Annotated in this window: 15 protein-coding genes; 13 read left to right on the top strand and 2 right to left on the bottom strand. The window is 46.3% G+C overall.

Annotated features, from left to right (window positions below; translation table 11 throughout):
* Positions 1-3: 3 nt before the first annotated feature.
* The 3 genes from DCMF_RS12940 (at position 4) to DCMF_RS12930 (ending at position 3,170) form a co-directional block, all read left to right on the top strand.
* Complete coding sequence (locus tag DCMF_RS12940; RefSeq protein WP_148134803.1) at positions 4-1,026, top strand: ABC transporter permease; 1,023 nt, start codon at positions 4-6, stop codon at positions 1,024-1,026.
* Positions 1,027-1,207: 181 nt separating this feature from the next.
* Complete coding sequence (locus DCMF_RS12935) at positions 1,208-2,221, top strand: ABC transporter ATP-binding protein (RefSeq protein WP_148134802.1); 1,014 nt, start codon at positions 1,208-1,210, stop codon at positions 2,219-2,221.
* A complete protein-coding gene (locus DCMF_RS12930) occupies positions 2,211-3,170 on the top strand; it encodes an ABC transporter ATP-binding protein (protein ID WP_148134801.1) in 960 nt (319 codons plus the stop codon). The genes DCMF_RS12935 and DCMF_RS12930 overlap by 11 nt, the downstream gene beginning before the upstream one ends.
* 79 nt (positions 3,171-3,249) lie before the next feature.
* Here DCMF_RS12930 and DCMF_RS29240 read toward each other — a convergent pair whose 3' ends face one another.
* Together DCMF_RS29240 and DCMF_RS12925 are read right to left on the bottom strand one after the other, a co-directional pair.
* A complete protein-coding gene (locus DCMF_RS29240; protein ID WP_214659315.1) occupies positions 3,250-3,408 on the bottom strand; it encodes a hypothetical protein in 159 nt (52 codons plus the stop codon).
* A 971-nt stretch (positions 3,409-4,379) separates the two neighbouring features.
* Positions 4,380-4,589: a hypothetical protein gene (locus DCMF_RS12925; RefSeq protein WP_148134800.1), complete on the bottom strand. Its 210-nt coding sequence runs from the start codon at positions 4,587-4,589 to the stop codon at positions 4,380-4,382.
* Positions 4,590-4,874: 285 nt separating this feature from the next.
* On the opposite strand from DCMF_RS12925, the gene DCMF_RS12920 reads away from it, so the two are divergent.
* From DCMF_RS12920 to DCMF_RS12875, 10 genes are all read left to right on the top strand, one after another.
* Positions 4,875-6,770, top strand: a complete 1,896-nt coding sequence (locus DCMF_RS12920) for a PrkA family serine protein kinase (protein WP_148134799.1) — start codon at positions 4,875-4,877, stop codon at positions 6,768-6,770.
* A 14-nt stretch (positions 6,771-6,784) separates the two neighbouring features.
* Positions 6,785-7,963, top strand: a complete 1,179-nt coding sequence (gene yhbH, locus DCMF_RS12915) for a sporulation protein YhbH (protein WP_148137889.1) — start codon at positions 6,785-6,787, stop codon at positions 7,961-7,963.
* Complete coding sequence (locus DCMF_RS12910) at positions 7,926-9,335, top strand: SpoVR family protein (protein WP_148134798.1); 1,410 nt, start codon at positions 7,926-7,928, stop codon at positions 9,333-9,335. Before yhbH ends, DCMF_RS12910 begins: the two co-directional genes overlap by 38 nt.
* Positions 9,336-9,747: 412 nt before the next feature.
* Positions 9,748-11,973, top strand: coding sequence for an ATP-binding protein (locus tag DCMF_RS12905; protein ID WP_214659314.1), 2,226 nt, complete (start codon positions 9,748-9,750; stop codon positions 11,971-11,973).
* Positions 11,948-13,075: a response regulator gene (locus DCMF_RS12900; RefSeq protein WP_148134796.1), complete on the top strand. Its 1,128-nt coding sequence runs from the start codon at positions 11,948-11,950 to the stop codon at positions 13,073-13,075. The genes DCMF_RS12905 and DCMF_RS12900 overlap by 26 nt, the downstream gene beginning before the upstream one ends.
* A 577-nt stretch (positions 13,076-13,652) precedes the next feature.
* Entirely contained in the window at positions 13,653-14,951 is a 1,299-nt protein-coding gene (locus tag DCMF_RS12895; RefSeq protein WP_148134795.1) for a phenylacetate--CoA ligase family protein, read from the top strand.
* Between the two features lie 87 nt (positions 14,952-15,038).
* A complete protein-coding gene (locus DCMF_RS12890; protein WP_148134794.1) occupies positions 15,039-15,470 on the top strand; it encodes an ACT domain-containing protein in 432 nt (143 codons plus the stop codon).
* Between the two features lie 191 nt (positions 15,471-15,661).
* Positions 15,662-16,279 carry a GerMN domain-containing protein gene (locus tag DCMF_RS12885; protein ID WP_148134793.1) on the top strand — a complete coding sequence of 206 codons (618 nt, stop codon included), beginning with the start codon at positions 15,662-15,664 and terminating at the stop codon, positions 16,277-16,279.
* A gap of 324 nt (positions 16,280-16,603) precedes the next feature.
* Positions 16,604-18,124, top strand: a complete 1,521-nt coding sequence (locus DCMF_RS12880; protein ID WP_148134792.1) for an N-acetylmuramoyl-L-alanine amidase — start codon at positions 16,604-16,606, stop codon at positions 18,122-18,124.
* Between the two features lie 139 nt (positions 18,125-18,263).
* A complete protein-coding gene (locus DCMF_RS12875) occupies positions 18,264-19,226 on the top strand; it encodes a 2-hydroxyacyl-CoA dehydratase family protein (protein WP_148137888.1) in 963 nt (320 codons plus the stop codon).
* Positions 19,227-19,228: the final 2 nt, after the last annotated feature.

Genomic DNA, 19,228 nt, shown 5'->3' with positions numbered 1-19,228 from the left:
CCCATGGAGCAGCTTTCTCCTGACCTTTTTAGGCCGATCGGCCCTGATGCCGCCCAGGGGGAAATGATGGCAAGGCCGAGTATTACTTATGGGCAGGACGCCTGGCGCCGGTTGAAAGAAAATAAATTAGCCATGACGGGCCTGATCCTGATGGGAATATTACTGGTTTTTGCTTTGACCGGGCCCTGGTTTACGCCATTTTCTTATTCGGATCAGTTATTAGCCCTCAAGAACAAACCCCCGGGATATCATTTTTATGTGAAGCTCCAAAGGGACGGTACCGGCACATCTCACGTCGTCGATTATTCCCCGCAGCCCATCGCGCCTGAGAGAGGCTTTCAGGTGGAAGCCCGGACCTACTGGTTTGGCAGCGACGCCTTGGGCCGTGATTTGTTTACCCGGAATTGGTATGGGGCGCGGATTTCTCTCACCATTGGCATCGTCACGGCACTGCTTGTGTTCCTGATCGGCACCGTTTATGGCGGCATATCCGGTCTGGCAGGCGGTTGGGTGGATGAAATCATGATGCGTATCGTAGAAATTCTCTCTGCCGTTCCCTTCCTGCTTTATGTGATTTTGTTAATGGTACTGATGGAACCGGGTTTGAAAACGATTTTTATTGCCCTGGGGGCGGTTTATTGGCCGCCCATGGCCCGGTTGGTGAGAGGCCAGATTTTGGCCTTAAAGGAGCAGGAGTATGTGACGGCAGCCCGGGCTTTGGGGGCAGGGAACTGGAGAATTCTCTGCCGCCATCTCATCCCCAATACGCTGGGGCCAATCGTGGTTTATGCCACCTTGTCTGTTCCCGACGCCATTTTTACGGAAGCCTGGTTAAGCTTTCTGGGCCTAGGTGTGTCTGCGCCTATTGCCAGCTGGGGTGCATTAGCCAACGAAGGGATTCAGGGAATGCGCTCCTATCCCTGGCAGTTGTTCTTTCCCGCCACTTTTATCAGTGTAACTATGCTGGCCTTTAATGTTTTTGGCGACGGGCTGCGGGATGCCCTTGATCCCAGGTTGCGCAAGTGACCTTAAATTGAGGACATTCCTTCGATACAAGAGGCAAGAGATAAGAGGCAAGACTGTTTATCTCTTTTCTTGCTTCTTGAATAGAGGTGTGTCCCCTGACATAAATTGGGGACATTCCTCTGACGGGATAGGAATGCCTGATACAGAGGTGTGTCCCCTGACCTTTAAAGGAGGGATTGCGTTGAACAATTTGCTTGAAGTAAAAGAACTTCACATATCCTTCCATACCCATGGGGGCAAGATCCAGGCTGTGCGCGGGGTGAATTTTGACCTGTCCCCGGGAGAGGCTATTGCCATCGTAGGGGAATCAGGCTGCGGGAAAAGCGTTACCGCGCAAGCGATCATGGGTTTAATCCCGGATCCGCCGGGACGGATCGAAAGAGGGAAGATCTTTTTTCAGGGATTGGATTTAACCAGTATGCCGGAAGACGGCATGGAGAAGGTGAGAGGACGGGAAATCAGCATGATTTTTCAGGATCCCATGACTGCTCTCAATCCTACCATGACGATCGGAAAGCAAATTACGGAGGGATGGGCATTAGGCCGAAAAATATCCCGCCGGAATGCGGAGAAAAAAGCCATTGAAATGCTTAACCTGGTCGGGCTGCCTTACCCGGAAAAGAGGGTGAAGCAGTACCCCCATGAATGCAGCGGAGGGATGAGGCAGCGGGTCATGATCGCGATGGCCCTGGCAGGCGCTCCCAAGCTTTTGATCGCTGATGAGCCTACTACTGCTCTGGATGTAACCATCCAGGCTCAAATCATGGAATTGATGAAGGAGATCAAAAACCAAACCGGCACATCCATTATTCTGATTACCCACGACCTGGGTGTGGTGGCCGGGATGGCTTCACGAATTCTCGTCATGTATGCAGGAAAAATTGTGGAATCCGGTTCGGTGCGGGAAGTGTTTTTTCAGGCACGTCATCCCTATACCTGGGCCTTGCTGAAATCGGTACCCCGTTTGGATGAGATGAAAAAACAAAGACTGGCTTCCATAGGGGGCCAGCCTCCGGATTTATTTAAACCCCCTGGCGGTTGCGCTTTCGCTCCCCGGTGCCCCTACGGGATGGTGATTTGCCGGGAAAAGGAACCCCAGTTTGTCCAATTGGCGTACCAGCGCGGGGTAGCATGCTGGCTGGAGCACCCCCAGGCTCCTTCGGTAGAAAAGGGGGCAACGGCACATGGAAAATAAGCATCCTTTGGTGGAAGTGCAACATTTATGCAAACATTTCCGCATCAAAGGGAACCAAATGATCCGGGCGGTAGACGGGGTTTCCTTCCATATCCTTCCCGGAGAAACGCTGGGGTTGGTCGGAGAAAGCGGCTGTGGGAAAACCACAACAGGGAGGACCATGATCAGGCTCTATGAACCCACGTCAGGAAATGTCCTGTTTGAAGGAAGGAGTATTTTAGACCGGCGGGCGATGACACCTCTCTTGCGCAGGAAGATGCAGATCATCTTCCAAGACCCGTATGCCTCTCTTAATCCCCGCATGACCGTAGGGGACATTATCGGAGAACCCCTGGACATCCACTGTCTGGCCAAAGGTAAAGAGCGGAGGGAAAGAATCCATGAATTATTAGGTAAAGTAGGGCTCCTTCCTGAGCACGGCAATCGTTTTCCTCATGAGTTTTCCGGGGGACAGCGCCAGCGGATCGGCATTGCCCGGGCTTTGGCGGTAGAGCCCCAGTTCCTCATTTGTGACGAACCCATATCGGCCCTGGATGTTTCGGTGCAAGCCCAGGTAGTGAATATGCTGGAAAACTTACAGCAGGAATTCGGATTGACCTATTTATTCATTGCCCATGACCTGGCTATGGTAAAGCATATCAGTAACCGGGTGGCTGTAATGTATTTGGGTAAAATTGTGGAGATTTCCCGGTGTGCGGATTTGTATCAGACTCCGGCTCATCCTTATACCAGGGCACTGTTGTCCGTCATTCCTATACCTGATCCGGATGTAGAGGAAAAAAGACAGCGTATTATTTTGGCGGGTGATCTCCCTAGTCCTGTGCATCCTCCTTCCGGATGCAGATTCCGCACCCGGTGCAGAAGAGCGAAAAGTATTTGCGCGGAACAAGAGCCGGAACTTCAGGAAATCGGACCCAGCCACAAAGTAGCCTGTCATTTTCCGGGATAACAAACAATGGAGCCATCGATGTCAGTGAAAGACACCGGGACATCAAGGATATCAATAAAAAAAGCCCTTATAGGCTTCTTTAGTACATACTTCTCAATTCACATTGGGCTTTTTTTAATTTTTCATCTATTTTACTGATCTTTGACGTATGTCTACCGTTTGTGTTAACTTTCTGCAACATTTTTTTATATTCTTTTCCTTGTTTGATATAGGTTTTTAGTAATGCTTTGGTGCTCATGGCGCAACCTCCTACTTTATTTACCTTTATTGTTGTCATAAAGTTACATTTTTAAACATGGATGGGAATTGTATTTTTAACCTGACTAACTTGGCGTAGGACTCCCGCCATCAGCGGTCAGGGGACACACTCATTGGGGACATTCCTCTGTAAGAGGTGTGTCCCCTGACCGCTAACGGAATGTCCCCAAATATGCGGGAGTCAAACGCCAACTAAGTCATGCATTTGCAGTTCTCACTCTGTATTAGCAGTTCTAAAACTTGGTAAGAAAAGCACTTACCAAGTTTTAGAACTTGCTTCAATTTAAGGAATAAATAAAGCGCCAAATGGCGCTTTATTTACAACTTCTCCATGGGGCTTCCGCAGCAATTTCCCGAACTGAGGGACTTATTTCCACAGGTCATACAATAATATGTCCCGGATGCAACCATGGATGTTCCACAGCAAAAATCCGGCAATTTTTTTGTCTTTTTGCATTGCGGGCAGATGTACGGCATTTACTCACCTCCCCGAAGTCAAGTTAATAAACTTGTAATATTATTTACATTTTTACCCAATTGGCGCAATATTATACTTATTTAAGGATTTTGGGAGAGAAAATATACCTCCATTAAAAAATAATAGGGTCATCTTTTTAAAAGATGCCCCTGTTATTTAAACCATTTTTTAAGTACTTTAGAAAACACAGCAACACAGGAATTCAAGAACAATCAGGATGATGATTAAGTCGATTATGCCTTCGAAACAGTCTTCCCGGACTGGAGAAACCGGACAATTTTCTGTTTCTGCAGCAAGAACCGGTGCTCTTCGTCTACAACACCCCATAAAGCCCTCCCCCTTTCCTTTCTGATAGTACAGGTTATGTTCGTCTCCAAATTTTTGTGACATCAATCCCCCTTTATAAAAAATTATTTTATTGATTTTTATGTGCTTGTTCAATAGAGAAGGCATACCCGGGATATTTAGTCTGCCTAAATGCTTTTCATATCAAAGTGGTAAAAATCATCAAAATCAAGGTTACCGTCGTATCCCTCCGATTGGACACGGGAACCGGTAAAGATTTTTTTTGCTTTGAGATAATTTTGTAACACTTCTTCGGTCAGCTGTATGATATCGCTGGTAGGTGAAGCTTTAATCGCAACAGCGGTGGAGAGAAGGTGGATCTCATGATCCGTGAGCATAGGTATTTACCTCCTTCAGATCCCGGGTATGCGCAGTTATTGTACCCAATTTAATGGATCACAAAGCAGTTCTGACCGATCACAAAATGGGGGCTATTTTGGTACCCCGGAGTCCTCGATTCAGCGTAGGATCCGAATCCCGGGTTTCGGAATATGCTGTATGGAGAAGGATCGTGTGAAAAACTTCTTTTTAGGTCATGAACACCATATAAATATAACAAGGCGGTTAGAGGTAAAGGGAAAGGAACATGACTGGAATCAACTGAAAATAAGGGGGAGGAAAAATTGGACTATCTAAAGTCTTTGGAGGAGTACCGGCGCCAACAGCAAAATTTGATGTGGCAGGGAACATTCCGTGACTATCTGGAGTTGGTAAAAAAGAACCCCAAACTGGTAAAAACAGCCCATACCCGTATTTATGATATGATTATGGCTGCCGGCGTAGGTGAAACATCATATGGGAAAAATTATCATTTCTTTTCCAGTGAAATTTTTGGTTTGGATACGGTGCTTCAGCGCCTGGTAGAGGAATATTTTCATTCGGCGGCGCGCCGTTTAGATGTGAGGAAGCGCATTCTCTTGTTGATGGGGCCTGTAAGCGGGGGAAAATCTACCATTGTGACCATGCTGAAACGGGGCCTGGAAAAATATACTCGTTCGGAAGAGGGGGCGGTTTATGCTATCAAAAATTGTCCCATGCATGAAGAGCCTTTGCATTTGATCCCCGGTCCTTTAAGAGGAGATTTTGAAAAGGAGCTGGGTACCCGGATCGAAGGAAACCTCTGCCCGTCCTGCCGGATGATGGTGCAGGAAAAATTTGACGGCCAGGTGGAAAACGTGGAAGTGGAACGGATTCTGTTTTCAGAAGAAGAGCGGGTGGGCATTGGCACCTTCAGCCCTTCTGATCCCAAATCCCAGGACATTGCCGATCTCACGGGGAGCATTGATTTTGCCACCATCACGGAATATGGATCGGAGTCGGATCCCCGGGCCTACCGGTTTGATGGCGAATTAAATAAATCCAACCGGGGTCTGATGGAATTTCAGGAAATGCTCAAATGTGATGAAAAATTTCTCTATCATCTTTTAAGCCTGTCCCAGGAAGGGAATTTTAAGGCGGGCCGGTTTGCCTTAATCTCGGCGGATGAGATGATCATTGCCCATTCCAATGAAACGGAGTACCGGTCCTTTATCAGCAACAAAAAGAATGAAGCGCTGCACTCCCGTATTTTGGTGATGCCCATTCCCTATAACTTAAGGGTCACCGATGAGGTAAAAATATATGAAAAACTGATCTGGCAGAGTGACTTAAAAGACATTCATATTGCCCCCTTTGCCTTGCGGGCGGCGGCAGTTTTTTCCGTCTTGTCCAGATTGAAGGAATCCAAAAAAGTGGGCGTAGACCTGGTGAAAAAAATGAAATTATATGACGGGGAAGATATTGAGGGCTTCAAACAGAAGGACCTGAAAGAGCTGCAGACAGAAAGCGAAGGAGAAGGCATGAGCGGGGTGGATCCGCGCTATGTGATCAATCGCATATCCAGCGCTTTGATCAATTCCGACACCAAGTGTATTAATGCCCTGGATATCATGCGGGCGCTGAAAGACGGTATGGACCAGCACCCGTCCATTACCAAAGAAGAAAAGGAGCGGCTGCTTAATTTCCTGGCCATTGCCCGGAAAGAATTTGATGATTTCTCCAAAAAAGAGGTACAAAGGGCCTTTGTTTACTCCTATGAACAATCGGCCCGGGCACTATTCGAGAACTACCTGGATAATGTGGAAGCATACTGTAATAGTGTCAAGGTAAAAGATCCCATTACCGATGAAGAAATGGACCCGGATGAAAAATTAATGCGCTCCGTCGAAGAACAGATCGGTGTTTCGGAAAATGCCAAAAAGACCTTCCGGGAAGAGATTCTGATCCGGCTCTCGGTCTATGCCCGTAAGGAGAAAAGATTTGATTACAATTCTCATGAACGTCTGAAAGAGGCCATTGAAAAGAAACTCTTTGCGGACCTGAAAGATGTGGTAAAAATTACTACTTCGGCAAAAAATCCGGATCCGGAACAGTTGAAAAGAATCAATGAGGTTGTGGCCAGAATGATCAGTGACCACGGCTACTGCCCCGTTTGTGCCAATGAAACCTTGAAATATATCGGCAGCCTGCTAAACCGATGAGAGTGGTGAGAGGGATGACGGATCATTCGATCATTTCCCATGATAACTGGTCCCTGCACCGGAAGGGTGAACTGGACCAGCAGCGGCATAATGAAAAGGTGAAAGAAGCCATCAAAAATAACCTGGCCGATATTATCAGTGAAGAAAGTGTGATCATGTCCGACGGCAAAAAAATTACCAAGCTCCCCATCCGGACTTTGGATGAATACCGGTTCCGCTTTAATTACAATAAGCAGAAGCATGCCGGACAGGGAGAAGGGGGGAGCAAGCCGGGAGACGTGATTGGGACCGACCGGGACGCCTCCGGGGATCAGGGGACCGGAGGAGCGGGTGAGGAACCGGGAGCCGATTACTACGAAGCCGATGTCAGCTTTGAAGAGCTTGCGGAAATGGTCTTTGCGGATTTGCAGCTGCCCAATCTCAGGCAAAAGGAAAAACAAAATGTCCAGGTGGTGTCCACCCGGTTCACGGATATCCGCAAAGCCGGCATTATGAGCAACATCGATAAAAAACGCACCATCCTGGAAGCTATTAAGCGAAATGCCCGGGAAGGGTCAAACAATTATAACATTATCAAAGATGACCTGCGCTTTAAAACCTGGGATACTGTGTATAGCTCCGAATCCAATGCCGTTGTTTTGGCTATGATGGATACCTCGGGCAGTATGGGGAACTTTGAAAAATATATTGCCCGCACCTTTTTTTTCTGGATGGTGCGCTTCTTAAGAACCAAATATCATCAGGTGGAAATCGTATTTTTAGCCCATCATACCCAAGCAAAAGAAGTTTCCGAGGAAGAGTTTTTTACCAAGGGAGAAAGCGGGGGTACCAAATGCTCTTCTGTCTACCAACTGGCTTTTGATTTGATTCAGCAGAGATATTCCCCTGACCGCTATAACATTTATCCTTTCCATTTTTCTGACGGCGATAATCTGCCCTCGGACAATGAACTTTGTCTCCGGTTGATTAACCAGATTCTGCCTCTGTGCAATTTGTTCGGTTATGGAGAGATCGCCAGTCCCTATTATCGAAACAGCACCTTGCTTTCTGTTTTTCAAAGAATTCAGGCGGAAAATCTCACTACAGTCACCATTAAAAATAAAAAAGAGATTTATCCAGCTCTAAAAAAATTTTTTTCCGAGAAAGGAGAAACCGGTGGACACGGAACTCTATCGACTGGAAAAAGCGATTGAGGAAATTTCTCAACAGGCGGCCAAGTTCGGCTTGGATTTCTTTCCCATGCGTTTTGAGCTTTGTCCGGCTGATGTCCTCTATACCATTGGCGCTTATGGCATGCCGACCCGCTTTACCCACTGGAGCTTCGGCAAGGCCTATTTTCGCATGAAGACTATGTATGATTTGAATTTAAGCCGCATTTACGAGCTGGTGATCAACTCAAACCCCTGTTATGCCTTTCTTTTAGAAGGAAATTCCCTCGTGCAGAATAAGCTGGTGATTGCCCACGTTTTTGCCCACTGTGATTTTTTCAAGAACAATGCCTGGTTTGCCCAAACGAACCGGGATATGGTGGAAACCATGGCCGTAAATGCCCAGCGCATGAGGGAATACGAGTTTGAACACGGCCGTTTTGAAGTGGAAAAATTGCTGGATCAGGCCCTGGCCATTCAGGAGCATATCGATTTTCATCAAATCAAAAAAAGAAAAGACAAAGATAAAAACAAAAATAAAAACAAAAATAAATCCTCCCTGCGGGAAAGTCCCTATGAAGATATTTGGGCCATTGGGGAGCCGGCAAAAGATGACCCCCCTCAAGAAGAGGAAAAGACCCCCCCCAGGCCGGAAAAGGATTTAATCGGCTTTATCATGAAGCACAGCCATAGCTTGAAGGACTGGCAAAGAGATGTCTTGTCGATTGTGCGGGAGGAGATGTTTTACTTTTGGCCTCAGGTGGAAACAAAGATCATGAATGAAGGGTGGGCCGCTTTGTGGCATGCCAGGATCTTGCGGGAAATGGCCCTTGGTGATGAAGAAGCTTTGGATTTTGCCCGGCTCCATGCCGGAGTCCTGCAGACCAGCCGCACCCAGCTAAACCCATATTTTTTGGGTATGAAAATATTTGAGGACATTGAAAAACGGTGGGACCATCCTTCCCCGGAGGAGCGAGAAAAATTCGGCCGCCAGGGGGGCGAAGGATTGGTGAAAATATTTGAGGTGCGCGAAACAGAAAATGATATTTCCTTCATCAGAAACTACCTCACCCGGGACTTAGTCAAAGAATTGGATCTCTATTTATTTAAAAAACAAGGACAGCAGTTGAAAGTGACGGATACGGATTGGGAGACGGTAAGAGATGATATCGTCAACAAGCTGGTAAACGGGGGAAATCCCTATCTGGTTGTGGAAGACGGAGATTATATGGGTAACGGGCATTTGTTTATCCGGCACCGTCATGAAGGAGTGGATCTGGATACCTATTACCTGGAAAAAACCCTTCCCTACGTTTACAACCTGTGGGGGAAAACCGTGCATTTAGAAACGATTCTAGAGGGACGCTCCATGATATTCAGCTTTGACGGCACAAAAAATATGAGAAGCGCCACTTAAAGTAACAAGGAGCCAAAATAAAGAAACGATGCCGGCCGGCCTTTTACCGGCTGTTTTTTTTGACCAAAAGCGGGTAGGATCCGGTCGGAGAAAAAAGAAGAGTTTTGTTAAAGGTAATTGTCAAATAATGTCGTATTATCCAATTATAGAACAAATAAAGCTAAGCGGGTATGTCTAATAATCTCTTTTCCTGCACAGAAGGGGTGACGGCATGACCATCAAGGGAAGGGACTTAATCGCATATTTGCTTCCTAAGGAAAAATTATTGTTAGGAGCTGCGCTTCTGACCATTTGCGCGCTGAGTTTCTTCAATTACATCCTATTTCACACCCGGATAGAGCTATTTTGTGTTTTCATCTCTTTTGGGATCACGGTACTCATCCTATTCAAAGATATTAGGACGCGCAAAAAAATGGAGGGCGATTTACGCGAGACGATGGCGATGCTGGAGCGGGCTCAGCGCATCAGAGGAGTGGGCTATTGGACCCTGGATATCGCCAAGCAGGAATTGTGCTGGTCGCCCCAGACCCGGCGCATTTATGCAGGTGATGCCGATTTTGATGTCACGTACGAGTCGGCCCAGAAACTGGTGCACCCGGATGATCTTTCCCGGATGAACGCAGAGGTGGAAAAGGCCTTGACCCGGAAGGAGCCGGTGCAGATTGAACACCGCATCATCCGGCCTGACGGCAGCGCGGGCATTGTAAATGTGGATATTGAGGTGGACCGGGATGCTGAAGGCCATCCGATACGCATGTTCGGCACGATCCTGGATGTAACGGCACAGCGGCAGGCCGAAGCAGCCCTGCGGGAAAGCTCGGAAAAACTATTAGACCTGGATAGACTGAAGGATCAGTTTTTAGCCAATACTTCTCATGAACTGAAAACACCCTTAAATGCCATCATTGGCATTGCCGAGTCCCTTGGCGAAGGGGTATCGGGAAAACTTTCCCTGGAACAAAAAGAGCAGTTAGCCATGATCAGCATCTCTGCCCGGAGGCTGTCAAACTTAATCAATGACATTCTGGACGTTTCCCAGTTAAAGAATGGGGATATTAAACTGAACAAAAGAGGTCTCCGGCTCCAGGATCTGGTCCGACAGATGATGGTGGTTTTTGAGCATCTGAACCAGAAAAAGGGGATCCTTTTTCGCTGGCATGTCCCGGAAAACCTTCCCCCGGTATGGGGAGACGAGGATAGGATCAAACAAATATTTTATAATCTCCTGGATAATGCGCTCAAGTTTACGGAAAGGGGAGAAATTACCACCTCCCTATGGGTCGAGGAGGACCTGGTTAAAATCACGGTGGCAGATACGGGAAGGGGTATTGCCAAAGATAAATATGAGGACATTTTTAAATCCTTCTATCAGATCGAGGGGCCCTGCACCAGGAGTTACAGTGGTACAGGCCTGGGGCTGTCCATCACAAAACACCTGGTGGAATTGCATGGAGGAAAGATTTCTGTAGTCTCCGAGGAAAGCAAAGGGGCCCGGTTTTGCTTTTCCCTGCCTATTTACAAGGGCCGAATCAGGAAGGAAGATGGGGAAATCACAGGGATCATTCCCCGTTTTCACCCTAAATTAGTTTGGTCCAAGCCTCCGGAGAATTTAACTTGGAAGGCCGATGAAATTCTCATCGTCGACGACGACGATGCCAGCATTCAGGCGGTCATGAGTGTCTTGAAGCGGGAAGGGTATTCCATCGCTGTAGCGCATCATGGAAAACAGGCTTTAGAGATGATCCAGGCCAATCCCAACCTTTGCCTGGTGATATTAGATTTAGTATTGCCCGGACTGTTGGGCTACGAGGTCTGCCGAATCATTCGGCAGACAAAAGACCGCTATATCTTACCGGTGCTGATGTTAACGGGAAGAAATTATACCGACAGCATCTTGATGGGATTTGATTCCGGCGCCAACGACTTTTTAGCCAAGCCCTTTGAACCGGGTGAATTGAGGGCCCGGGTACGAACCCTGGTCGAACTGAAAAAATCTGTGGAGCGGGCGATAAAAACGGAGATAAAATTTCTGCACTCCCAGATTCGACCCCATTTTATCCACAATGCCCTGCATACCATTATCTCCATCTCACGGAAGGACAGTGAAAGAGCCCGGTTATTGCTGGTGGAATTCAGCAATTATTTAAGAGGCTGCTTTGACTTTACCAATCTGGAAGATTCCGTACCCATGGAGAAAGAAATAAGCCTGGTACAATCTTATATTGCCATCGAACAGGCCAGATGGGGCAGGAAGCTTCATGTGCAATATCATATTGAAAATGTTTCTATTAACGTACCGCCCTTGATCGTCCAACCCATTGTGGAAAACGCGGTGATTCATGGTTTGCGCCCCAAACCGGAGGGGGGGACCATTATTTTATCCGTTACGGAAAAAGAAAAGAGCATCATCATCGATATTCGGGATAATGGGATCGGCATGTCCGAAGAAAAGCTGAGGTCCCTGCTGAATGGTGATATGGCGCAAGAAGGGGTGGGGTTAAGAAATATCAATCAAAGGCTGAAAAAACTCTACGGAAAAACCTTAAGCATCAAAAGCGAAGCTGGTAAAGGGACCACTGTTTTGATAGAAATACCCCTAATGGAGGCCGACCATGATTTCCGTTCTGTTGGTAGATGATGAGATACCTGCCCTGGAAGAATTAGAATACTTTTTAAGCAGTTACCGTGATGTGAGTATTTGGGGAATGTACACGAATCCCATTGAAGCCCTTAAGTTCATGGAAACGAAAAAGCCGGATGTGGTTTTTCTCGATATTGATATGCCCGGCATCAACGGGATGGAATTCGCCGTAAAAATCCAGGACATCGCCATACAGACGGAAATCGTATTTGTCACGGCACACCATGAATTCTCCTTGCAGGCTTTTGATGTGCATGCCGTAGATTATATTTTAAAGCCTATTGTCAGGGAACGCTTTAAAAAGACCATGGCCCGGCTCATGGAGCAATGCACGATCAAAAGGGAACTGCATAAAACAACGGAATCCATTTTTATTAAATGCTTTGGTAAATTTGAAATCATCAAAAACGGTCAGACGAAAGAGATTCTCAAATGGCGCACCAATAAAACAAAAGAACTCTTTCTGTATCTGTTATATAAACATGAAAAGACGTGTACCAAAAATGAATTGATCACGGTTCTTTTTCACGGTATTGAGGAGAAGAAAGCCCATAATAACCTCTATGTCACCATGTATTATCTAAGAAAGAATCTAGAGGACTTTGGGGTGGACCGGTCCATCCTCTTGCTGAAAGAAGATTATAGTTTAGAGGTTTATGACGGGACCTGTGATTATATTGAGTTGCTGCGTTTTCTCCACAAAAATCTTACCCTTGACGAGGACAATATTGATCGATGTCACCAGGTGATAGAATCGTATAAGGGATGTTTCCTGGAAGAGGAAGATTATTCTTGGGCTTATGAAATCAGAGAATATCTGGATCGAAAATATGAGGAATTATTGGTGTTGATGGCGGATTATTATCAGAAAAAAAATAAAATGAACAAAGCAGAAAACATTTTAAGGCGCCTTTTACGCTATAACCCTTTAACAGAAGAAGGCTGCCGGATGTTATTAGAGCTTTACATGAATACGCACAATACGGAAGCATTTATCAAATTGTATCAAGCCTATGAAAAAACCATGAAAGATGAGCTCGGTTTAATGCCGGAGAAAAAATATCATGACTATTACTTAATGAGCCAAGAAATAAAATAAAAAAGATCGGATGCTCTAACGCATCAAGGGTATCATAGAGGGTCCCTCGGGAAGTCATATGATCTCTGTGAAACTTAAATCGTGTATAATTAAGCATGCAGGTGAAAAAATTACTTTTTCCTTCTTGCTAAGCGGTAAAATTCTATGATAAAATGTTTTTAACTTCATAAATTAAAGGTAATGACGGAGACAAGTAAGTTAATGGATACTTTTACAGGGAATAGGTGCCGGAGACTGAAAGCATCTTAAAGCTAAGTTAACCGAAATTCCCTCCCGAACCGCACGGTGAAACTCGGACGTTTTTTCCGAGGTGTAGCCTATGTCGGGCATTTTTCCCGTTACAGAAAACAGGTATCGGATAGCAGTACGCTGTGCTGAACCGTAAGGTGGTGATAAGCTTTTTGTCCTTAAGGCCAAAAGGTTTTTTTATTTGCACCTGTTATCCCGTACTTTAATGAGTGGGTTTTAACCAACTTGGGTGGTACCGCGGTGCACTTTCCGTCCCTTCAGACGAAAAGTGCTTTTTTAATTTACCTGTTTTTTATCATAATAAGTGTTTTGTGATGGGGGGATACGCATGTATTGGAATGAAAAATGCGAATGTATGCCAAGAGAAGAGCTGGAACAACTGCAGTTGGAACGACTAAAGCAGATGGTGGAAAGGTGTTACCATAATGTGCTCCACTACCGGAAAGCCATGCAGGAGCTGGGCGTGGAGCCTGAGGACATCCAATCCCTGGAGGATTTAAGAAAACTGCCCTTTACCGTGAAGACGGACTTGCGGGATAATTATCCCTATGGATTGTTCGCAGTGCCGTTAAGTGAGATTGTCCGGATCCATTCTTCTTCCGGAACCACAGGAAAGCCTATCGTGGTGGGCTATACCCGTCAGGACCTGAACAACTGGGCCGAACTGATCGCCAGGTCCTTAGGCTGCGCAGAAGTTACCAAACAGGACGTGATCCAGATCTCATACGGGTATGGTTTATTCACCGGCGGGCTAGGTATCCACAATGGGGCAGAAAAGGTTGGTGCTTCGGTGATCCCGACTTCTGGGGGGAATAACAAGAGACAGGTTATGATTATGAGGGATTTCGGCAGTACCGCCCTTGCTTGTACGCCTTCCTATGCCCTGGTTTTGGCGGAGGAAATGGAAGAATTGGGGATCAGTAAGGATGAAATAAAACTTCGTGTGGGAATTTTTGGGGCAGAACCCTGGTCCCAGGGGATAAGAAAAGAAATTGAGAGCAGATTAGGGATCAGCGCCCATGATATTTATGGTTTAAGTGAAGTGATGGGACCTGGTGTTTCTATGGAATGCGGTGCCAAAAACGGTCTTCATGTTTGGGAGGATCATTTTATTCCGGAAATTATTAATCCGGAAACCGGTGCGCCTCTTCCTTACGGAGAAATGGGGGAACTGGTGTTTACCACCATCACCAAGGAAGGTTTTCCTGTGATTCGTTACCGGACCAGAGACCTCTCCTGTCTGCACGTGGAAAAGTGTGCCTGTGGACGAACCCATGTCAGAATGGACAGAATCACCGGACGGAGTGACGACATGCTGATTATCAGGGGGGTTAATGTTTTTCCTTCCCAGATCGAAAGTGTCCTTTTGGAAATCGGCAATACCACGCCCAATTACCATTTGATTGTGGACCGGATCAATAATTTAGATACCCTGGAAGTCCAGGTGGAAGTATCGGATCAAATGTTTTCTGATGAAATCAAACGGCTGGAGGAACTGGAGCATGTGATTCGAAAGGAAATTGAAAGTGTGTTGGGAATTTCCTGCAAGGTTACCTTGGTAGAACCGAAAACACTGGCCCGGAGTGAAGGGAAAGCAAAAAGAGTTACAGATAAACGGGTGATTTAGCATTGACATTTTTCTCCAGACGGGAGACAATGAATTATCAGGCTCATGGAATGAGCATACGTTCGTCTGAATAAAGGAGGATGCAAGATGAAGGTTAAGCAAATATCCGTATTTTTGGAGAACAAGCGGGGCCGTTTAGCTGCTGTAACCAAATTATTAGCTGCTGCCGGTGTGAATATCCGGGCACTTTCTATTGCCGATACTTCGGATTTTGGCATTCTCAGGTTAATTGTTGATAAGCCTGATCTGGCCTATCAAGCCTTGAAAGAAAACGGCTTTACTGTGAGCAGTACGGAGGTAATCGCTGTTGAAATGCCTGATGCTCCCGGTGGATTGGCCCGGGTATTGGAAGTATTGGATCAAGAGAGTGTTAATTTGGAGTACCTGTATGCCTTTGTAGGCCAATCAGGGCATGAAGCGTTAAATATTTTTCGGGTGGAAAAAATTGACGAGGCCGTAACTGCCCTGCAAAAAAACAACATTAAAGTATTATCGGGAGAAGAAGTATATTCGTTGTAAATGTACGGTCAACCGGTGAAAAGAGTGGAACAATAAGGCTTTACCTATCGCGGGTAAAGCTTTTTTGTTCGGCGGCAAGAGTTTTATTGTTTTTTTTCAAAACCTTGTACTAAAAACTCCTCCTTCTCTATACATATTATTAAATCCACATATTAAATTAATGAAAGTCGTATGAGGAGGGGAAGAACAAAATGAGGCTGCTCAAAGGGAAGCAAAATATCTTCGGCATCGGTTTTGTTTTACTGTTGGTAATCTTGGTTACGGCTACTGCAGGATGTGCTCTTATCGATCGGCTTCAGGCCTGGAAACAGGGCGGGGAGGCACCAATTGCGGAAAATCCTGGAGAACCCGAAGGGACAGGGACTCAGGACGGTACTTTTTCCGGAGAGACCAAAGAAATATCCCTTTATTTCAGTGATGAGGCGCAACAACATCTGGTATGTGAAATGAGGACCATCCCCAAAGTAGAAGGCATTGCCAGGGCGGCCATGCAGGAACTGATTGCCGGACCGAGTGTGGAATCCGGTCTCCTGCCTACCATTCCGGTAGGGACCCAGCTCCTGGATATCAATGTCCGCCCTGATGGGGTATGTGTGGTAGACCTTAGCGGAGAACTGGTGAAGAATCATCCGGGAGGTTCCACCGGTGAAGAAATGACAGTTTATTCCATCGTCGATACCCTCACCCAGTTTCCTAGTGTCAAAGAGGTGCAAATATTGGTTGATGGGCAAACGGTGGAAACCATTGCCGGTCATTTGGATGTATCGACCACAATGGCACGGAATGAGGAAATTATCCTAAACAAGTAATAACGGAGCAAAATTGCACCAAGAAATATGAAAATCCTAAAGGACTTGTCGGGATCCGGGAACACCTATAGACAAATCCTTGCCGCATAAGGGTAAAAAAGCTGGGCCAAAGGCTCAGTTTTTTTGTACTTTCAGAATTTATAAGTTTCAAAAGGTTGAAAGTATAAGTGCAACTAAGGCTTCCGCCGTCACCAGAGGCTTGGCGCAAGCCAAGTTTTCTAGTATTTATACAAAAAATACAAAATTTCGAATTTTTAAGGAGGAAAGTCGTAAAAAAGCGAGAAATAGTTATTTTGGAATTTTGTGGGTTTTAGGAGGGCAATAATGAAAGGGAAAGTAAAAGGCCGCTTTTTCAGGCTCTGGTTTTTGATCCTGTTTGCCATAATATGCGCCATCGCTCCCGTGGCCGCTTTGGCGACCCAAACGGTCAGTGTGGATACAAGCCTTTTGAATATTAGATCCGGCCCGGGAACAACCTTTGCCAAAGTTGGACAGGCAACGGCAGGACAGCAGTTCACAGTTCTTGAGGAAAAAGAGGGCTGGCTAAAAATTCAGCTGTCCGATAGTTCCACCGGTTGGCTGATCAAAGATTATGTGAAACCGGCACTCCTGTCGTCAAATCCGGAATCCCCCAAAGATCCGGCATTAGGAGAATTGGTGATCAACGGAACCCAGGTGAATGTGCGTTCCGGTCCAGGGACAACCTTTTCCAAAATAACATCTTTTCCCCAGGGCACGAAGGTGACAGCGATAGATCTAAAAAATGACTGGTATCAAATCAGCTGGTCAACAGGTCAAGGCTGGATAGCAAGCTGGCTGGTAGAGCCGGCCCCAGAAAAAGAAGCAACCGATATCCCGGCGGAACAGGGGATTCAGGGCGAAGTGGTGGAAGATCTTCCCCCGGGACAGCCGGAAGGCACCGATGTCCAGTCCCTCAGCTGGAACTGGACAAAAACCGGTTCGGGCATAAAAATTACGGTGCAGGGCACCCAGCCCTTGGGGTATTCTGAAAAGATACTGGCCGGGGAGCCGAAAATCCTTTTGGAGTTTGCCGGGGCTTTAAAGGACGGTTCAAATACAGAAACAATTGATGAAAGCGGCATTACTAAGATAGAAGCCAAAGCGGAAAAAGACTGTAGTGCGCTGGTGGTGTATCTCAGCGAAGAGATTCCTTATCAGACCGGTTTGAGCCCGGACGGCTGTGCCCTTACCATTAATACTGCTTATTCTGGTGATATGACTTATTCCGGGCCAACAGGAAAAACCGTTGTGATCGATCCCGGCCATGGCATCTCCCAGTCCGGTGACGGCTATGACCCGGGGGCCATTGGCGCCGGCGGGCTTCACGAAAGTGATGTGGTGCTGGACATTGGGCAAAAAGTAGGCGATTTATTGACCCGGGAGGGATTTAACGTAATTTTGACCAGGCCGGGAAGGGAAAATCTGACTTTGGAGGGCAGGCCCCAAATCGCCAATGAGGCATGTGCCGACGTTTTTGTCAGCATTCATTGCAACGCATCCCTGAATGCGACATTAAACGGCACTACCACTTATTTCTATGCTCCTGTGGGTAGCAGTTTAGAGGAGCAGCGGGCAGTCCGGCAGCGTTTAGCCGCCGCGGTTCAGAGCAGGCTGCTGGAGGGTTTAGGGAGAAAAGATTTAGGAGTCCGGGAAGAAAACTACGCGGTACTAAGGTATACCACAGTACCTTCAATTCTGGTGGAAACAGCCTTTATTTCCAATTCTGAAGAGGAGGTCTTGCTTTCGGACGAGCAGTTTAGAAATCAGGTTGCCGTATCCATTGTCAACGGCTTGAAAGATTTCTTTTCGGAGACGAATGGATAGAAATTAAAAGAAATATCTTTTCACTAAATAAATAAGCAAAGCAGCGAAAACAGGTAGTTATTTTTCTAAATCGGTACATATTAAGAAGGGGACTCTAAGACATAAAGGTGAGGTGCATCATTTGACAGAAAAAATTGGCATGACAACTACCGTTCCTGTGGAAATCATTTATGCGGCAGGATGCATCCCGGTAGATCTGAATAATGTATTTATTACGGGGCAGGAGACCTCTGCGGCCATTGAAAAAGCAGAAATGGCCGGGTATCCGCGCAATCTGTGCGGGTGGATTAAAGGGATTTACGGAACTGTTTTAGCTGTGCCCGATATTAAAAAAGTGGTTGCGGTAACCCAGGGGGACTGTTCCAATACCCATGCTTTAATGGAAACCCTGGAATTAGAAGGCATTGAAATTATTCCTTTTGCCTTTCCTTTTGACCAGGATCAGGATTTGTTGAAATTGCAAATAGAAAAATTAATGAACAGGTTAGGAACTAGCTGGGAGGAGGTAAGAAAGGCAAAGAAAGATCTGGATCAGGTACGAAGGCTTGTGTGGGAAATTGACCGTTTAACCTGGGAGGAGAACCTGGTCAGCGGGTGGGAAAACCATTATTTCCAGGTTAGTTGCAGTGACTTTAATGGAAATCCCCATACATTTGCGGAGGAAGCTGAAAACTTCATTGGGGAAGCAAAAAAGAGAACGCCGAAGCAAGAGAAAATTAGAATCGGTTTTATGGGGGTGCCCCCTATTATTACTGATCTTTACCATTATCTGGAGGAAAAAGGCGGCCGGGTGGTATTTAATGAGGTGCAGCGGCAGTTTTCTATGCCCTTTCATACAGAGGACTTACTAGAACAATACCGCCAATACACGTATCCTTACCATGTTTTAAATCGGGTTGCCGATATTCGACAGGAATGTAAACGAAGAGATTTGGATATGCTGATCCATTATACCCAAAGCTTTTGCTTCCGCCAAATTGAGGATATCATCTTCCGGACAAAATTAAATAGCCCTATGTTGAGCCTGGAGGGTGACCGGCCCGGCCCTTTGGATGCCAGGAATAAAATGAGAATCGATGCCTTCCTGGAAATGGTGAGGTGAGG

This window comes from Candidatus Formimonas warabiya (assembly GCF_002777255.1).
Classification (GTDB): Bacteria; Bacillota; Dehalobacteriia; order Dehalobacteriales; family Dehalobacteriaceae; genus Formimonas; species Formimonas warabiya.
Note: the sequence above shows the minus strand (reverse complement) of the source record. Positions and strands in the feature narration are given on the sequence as shown.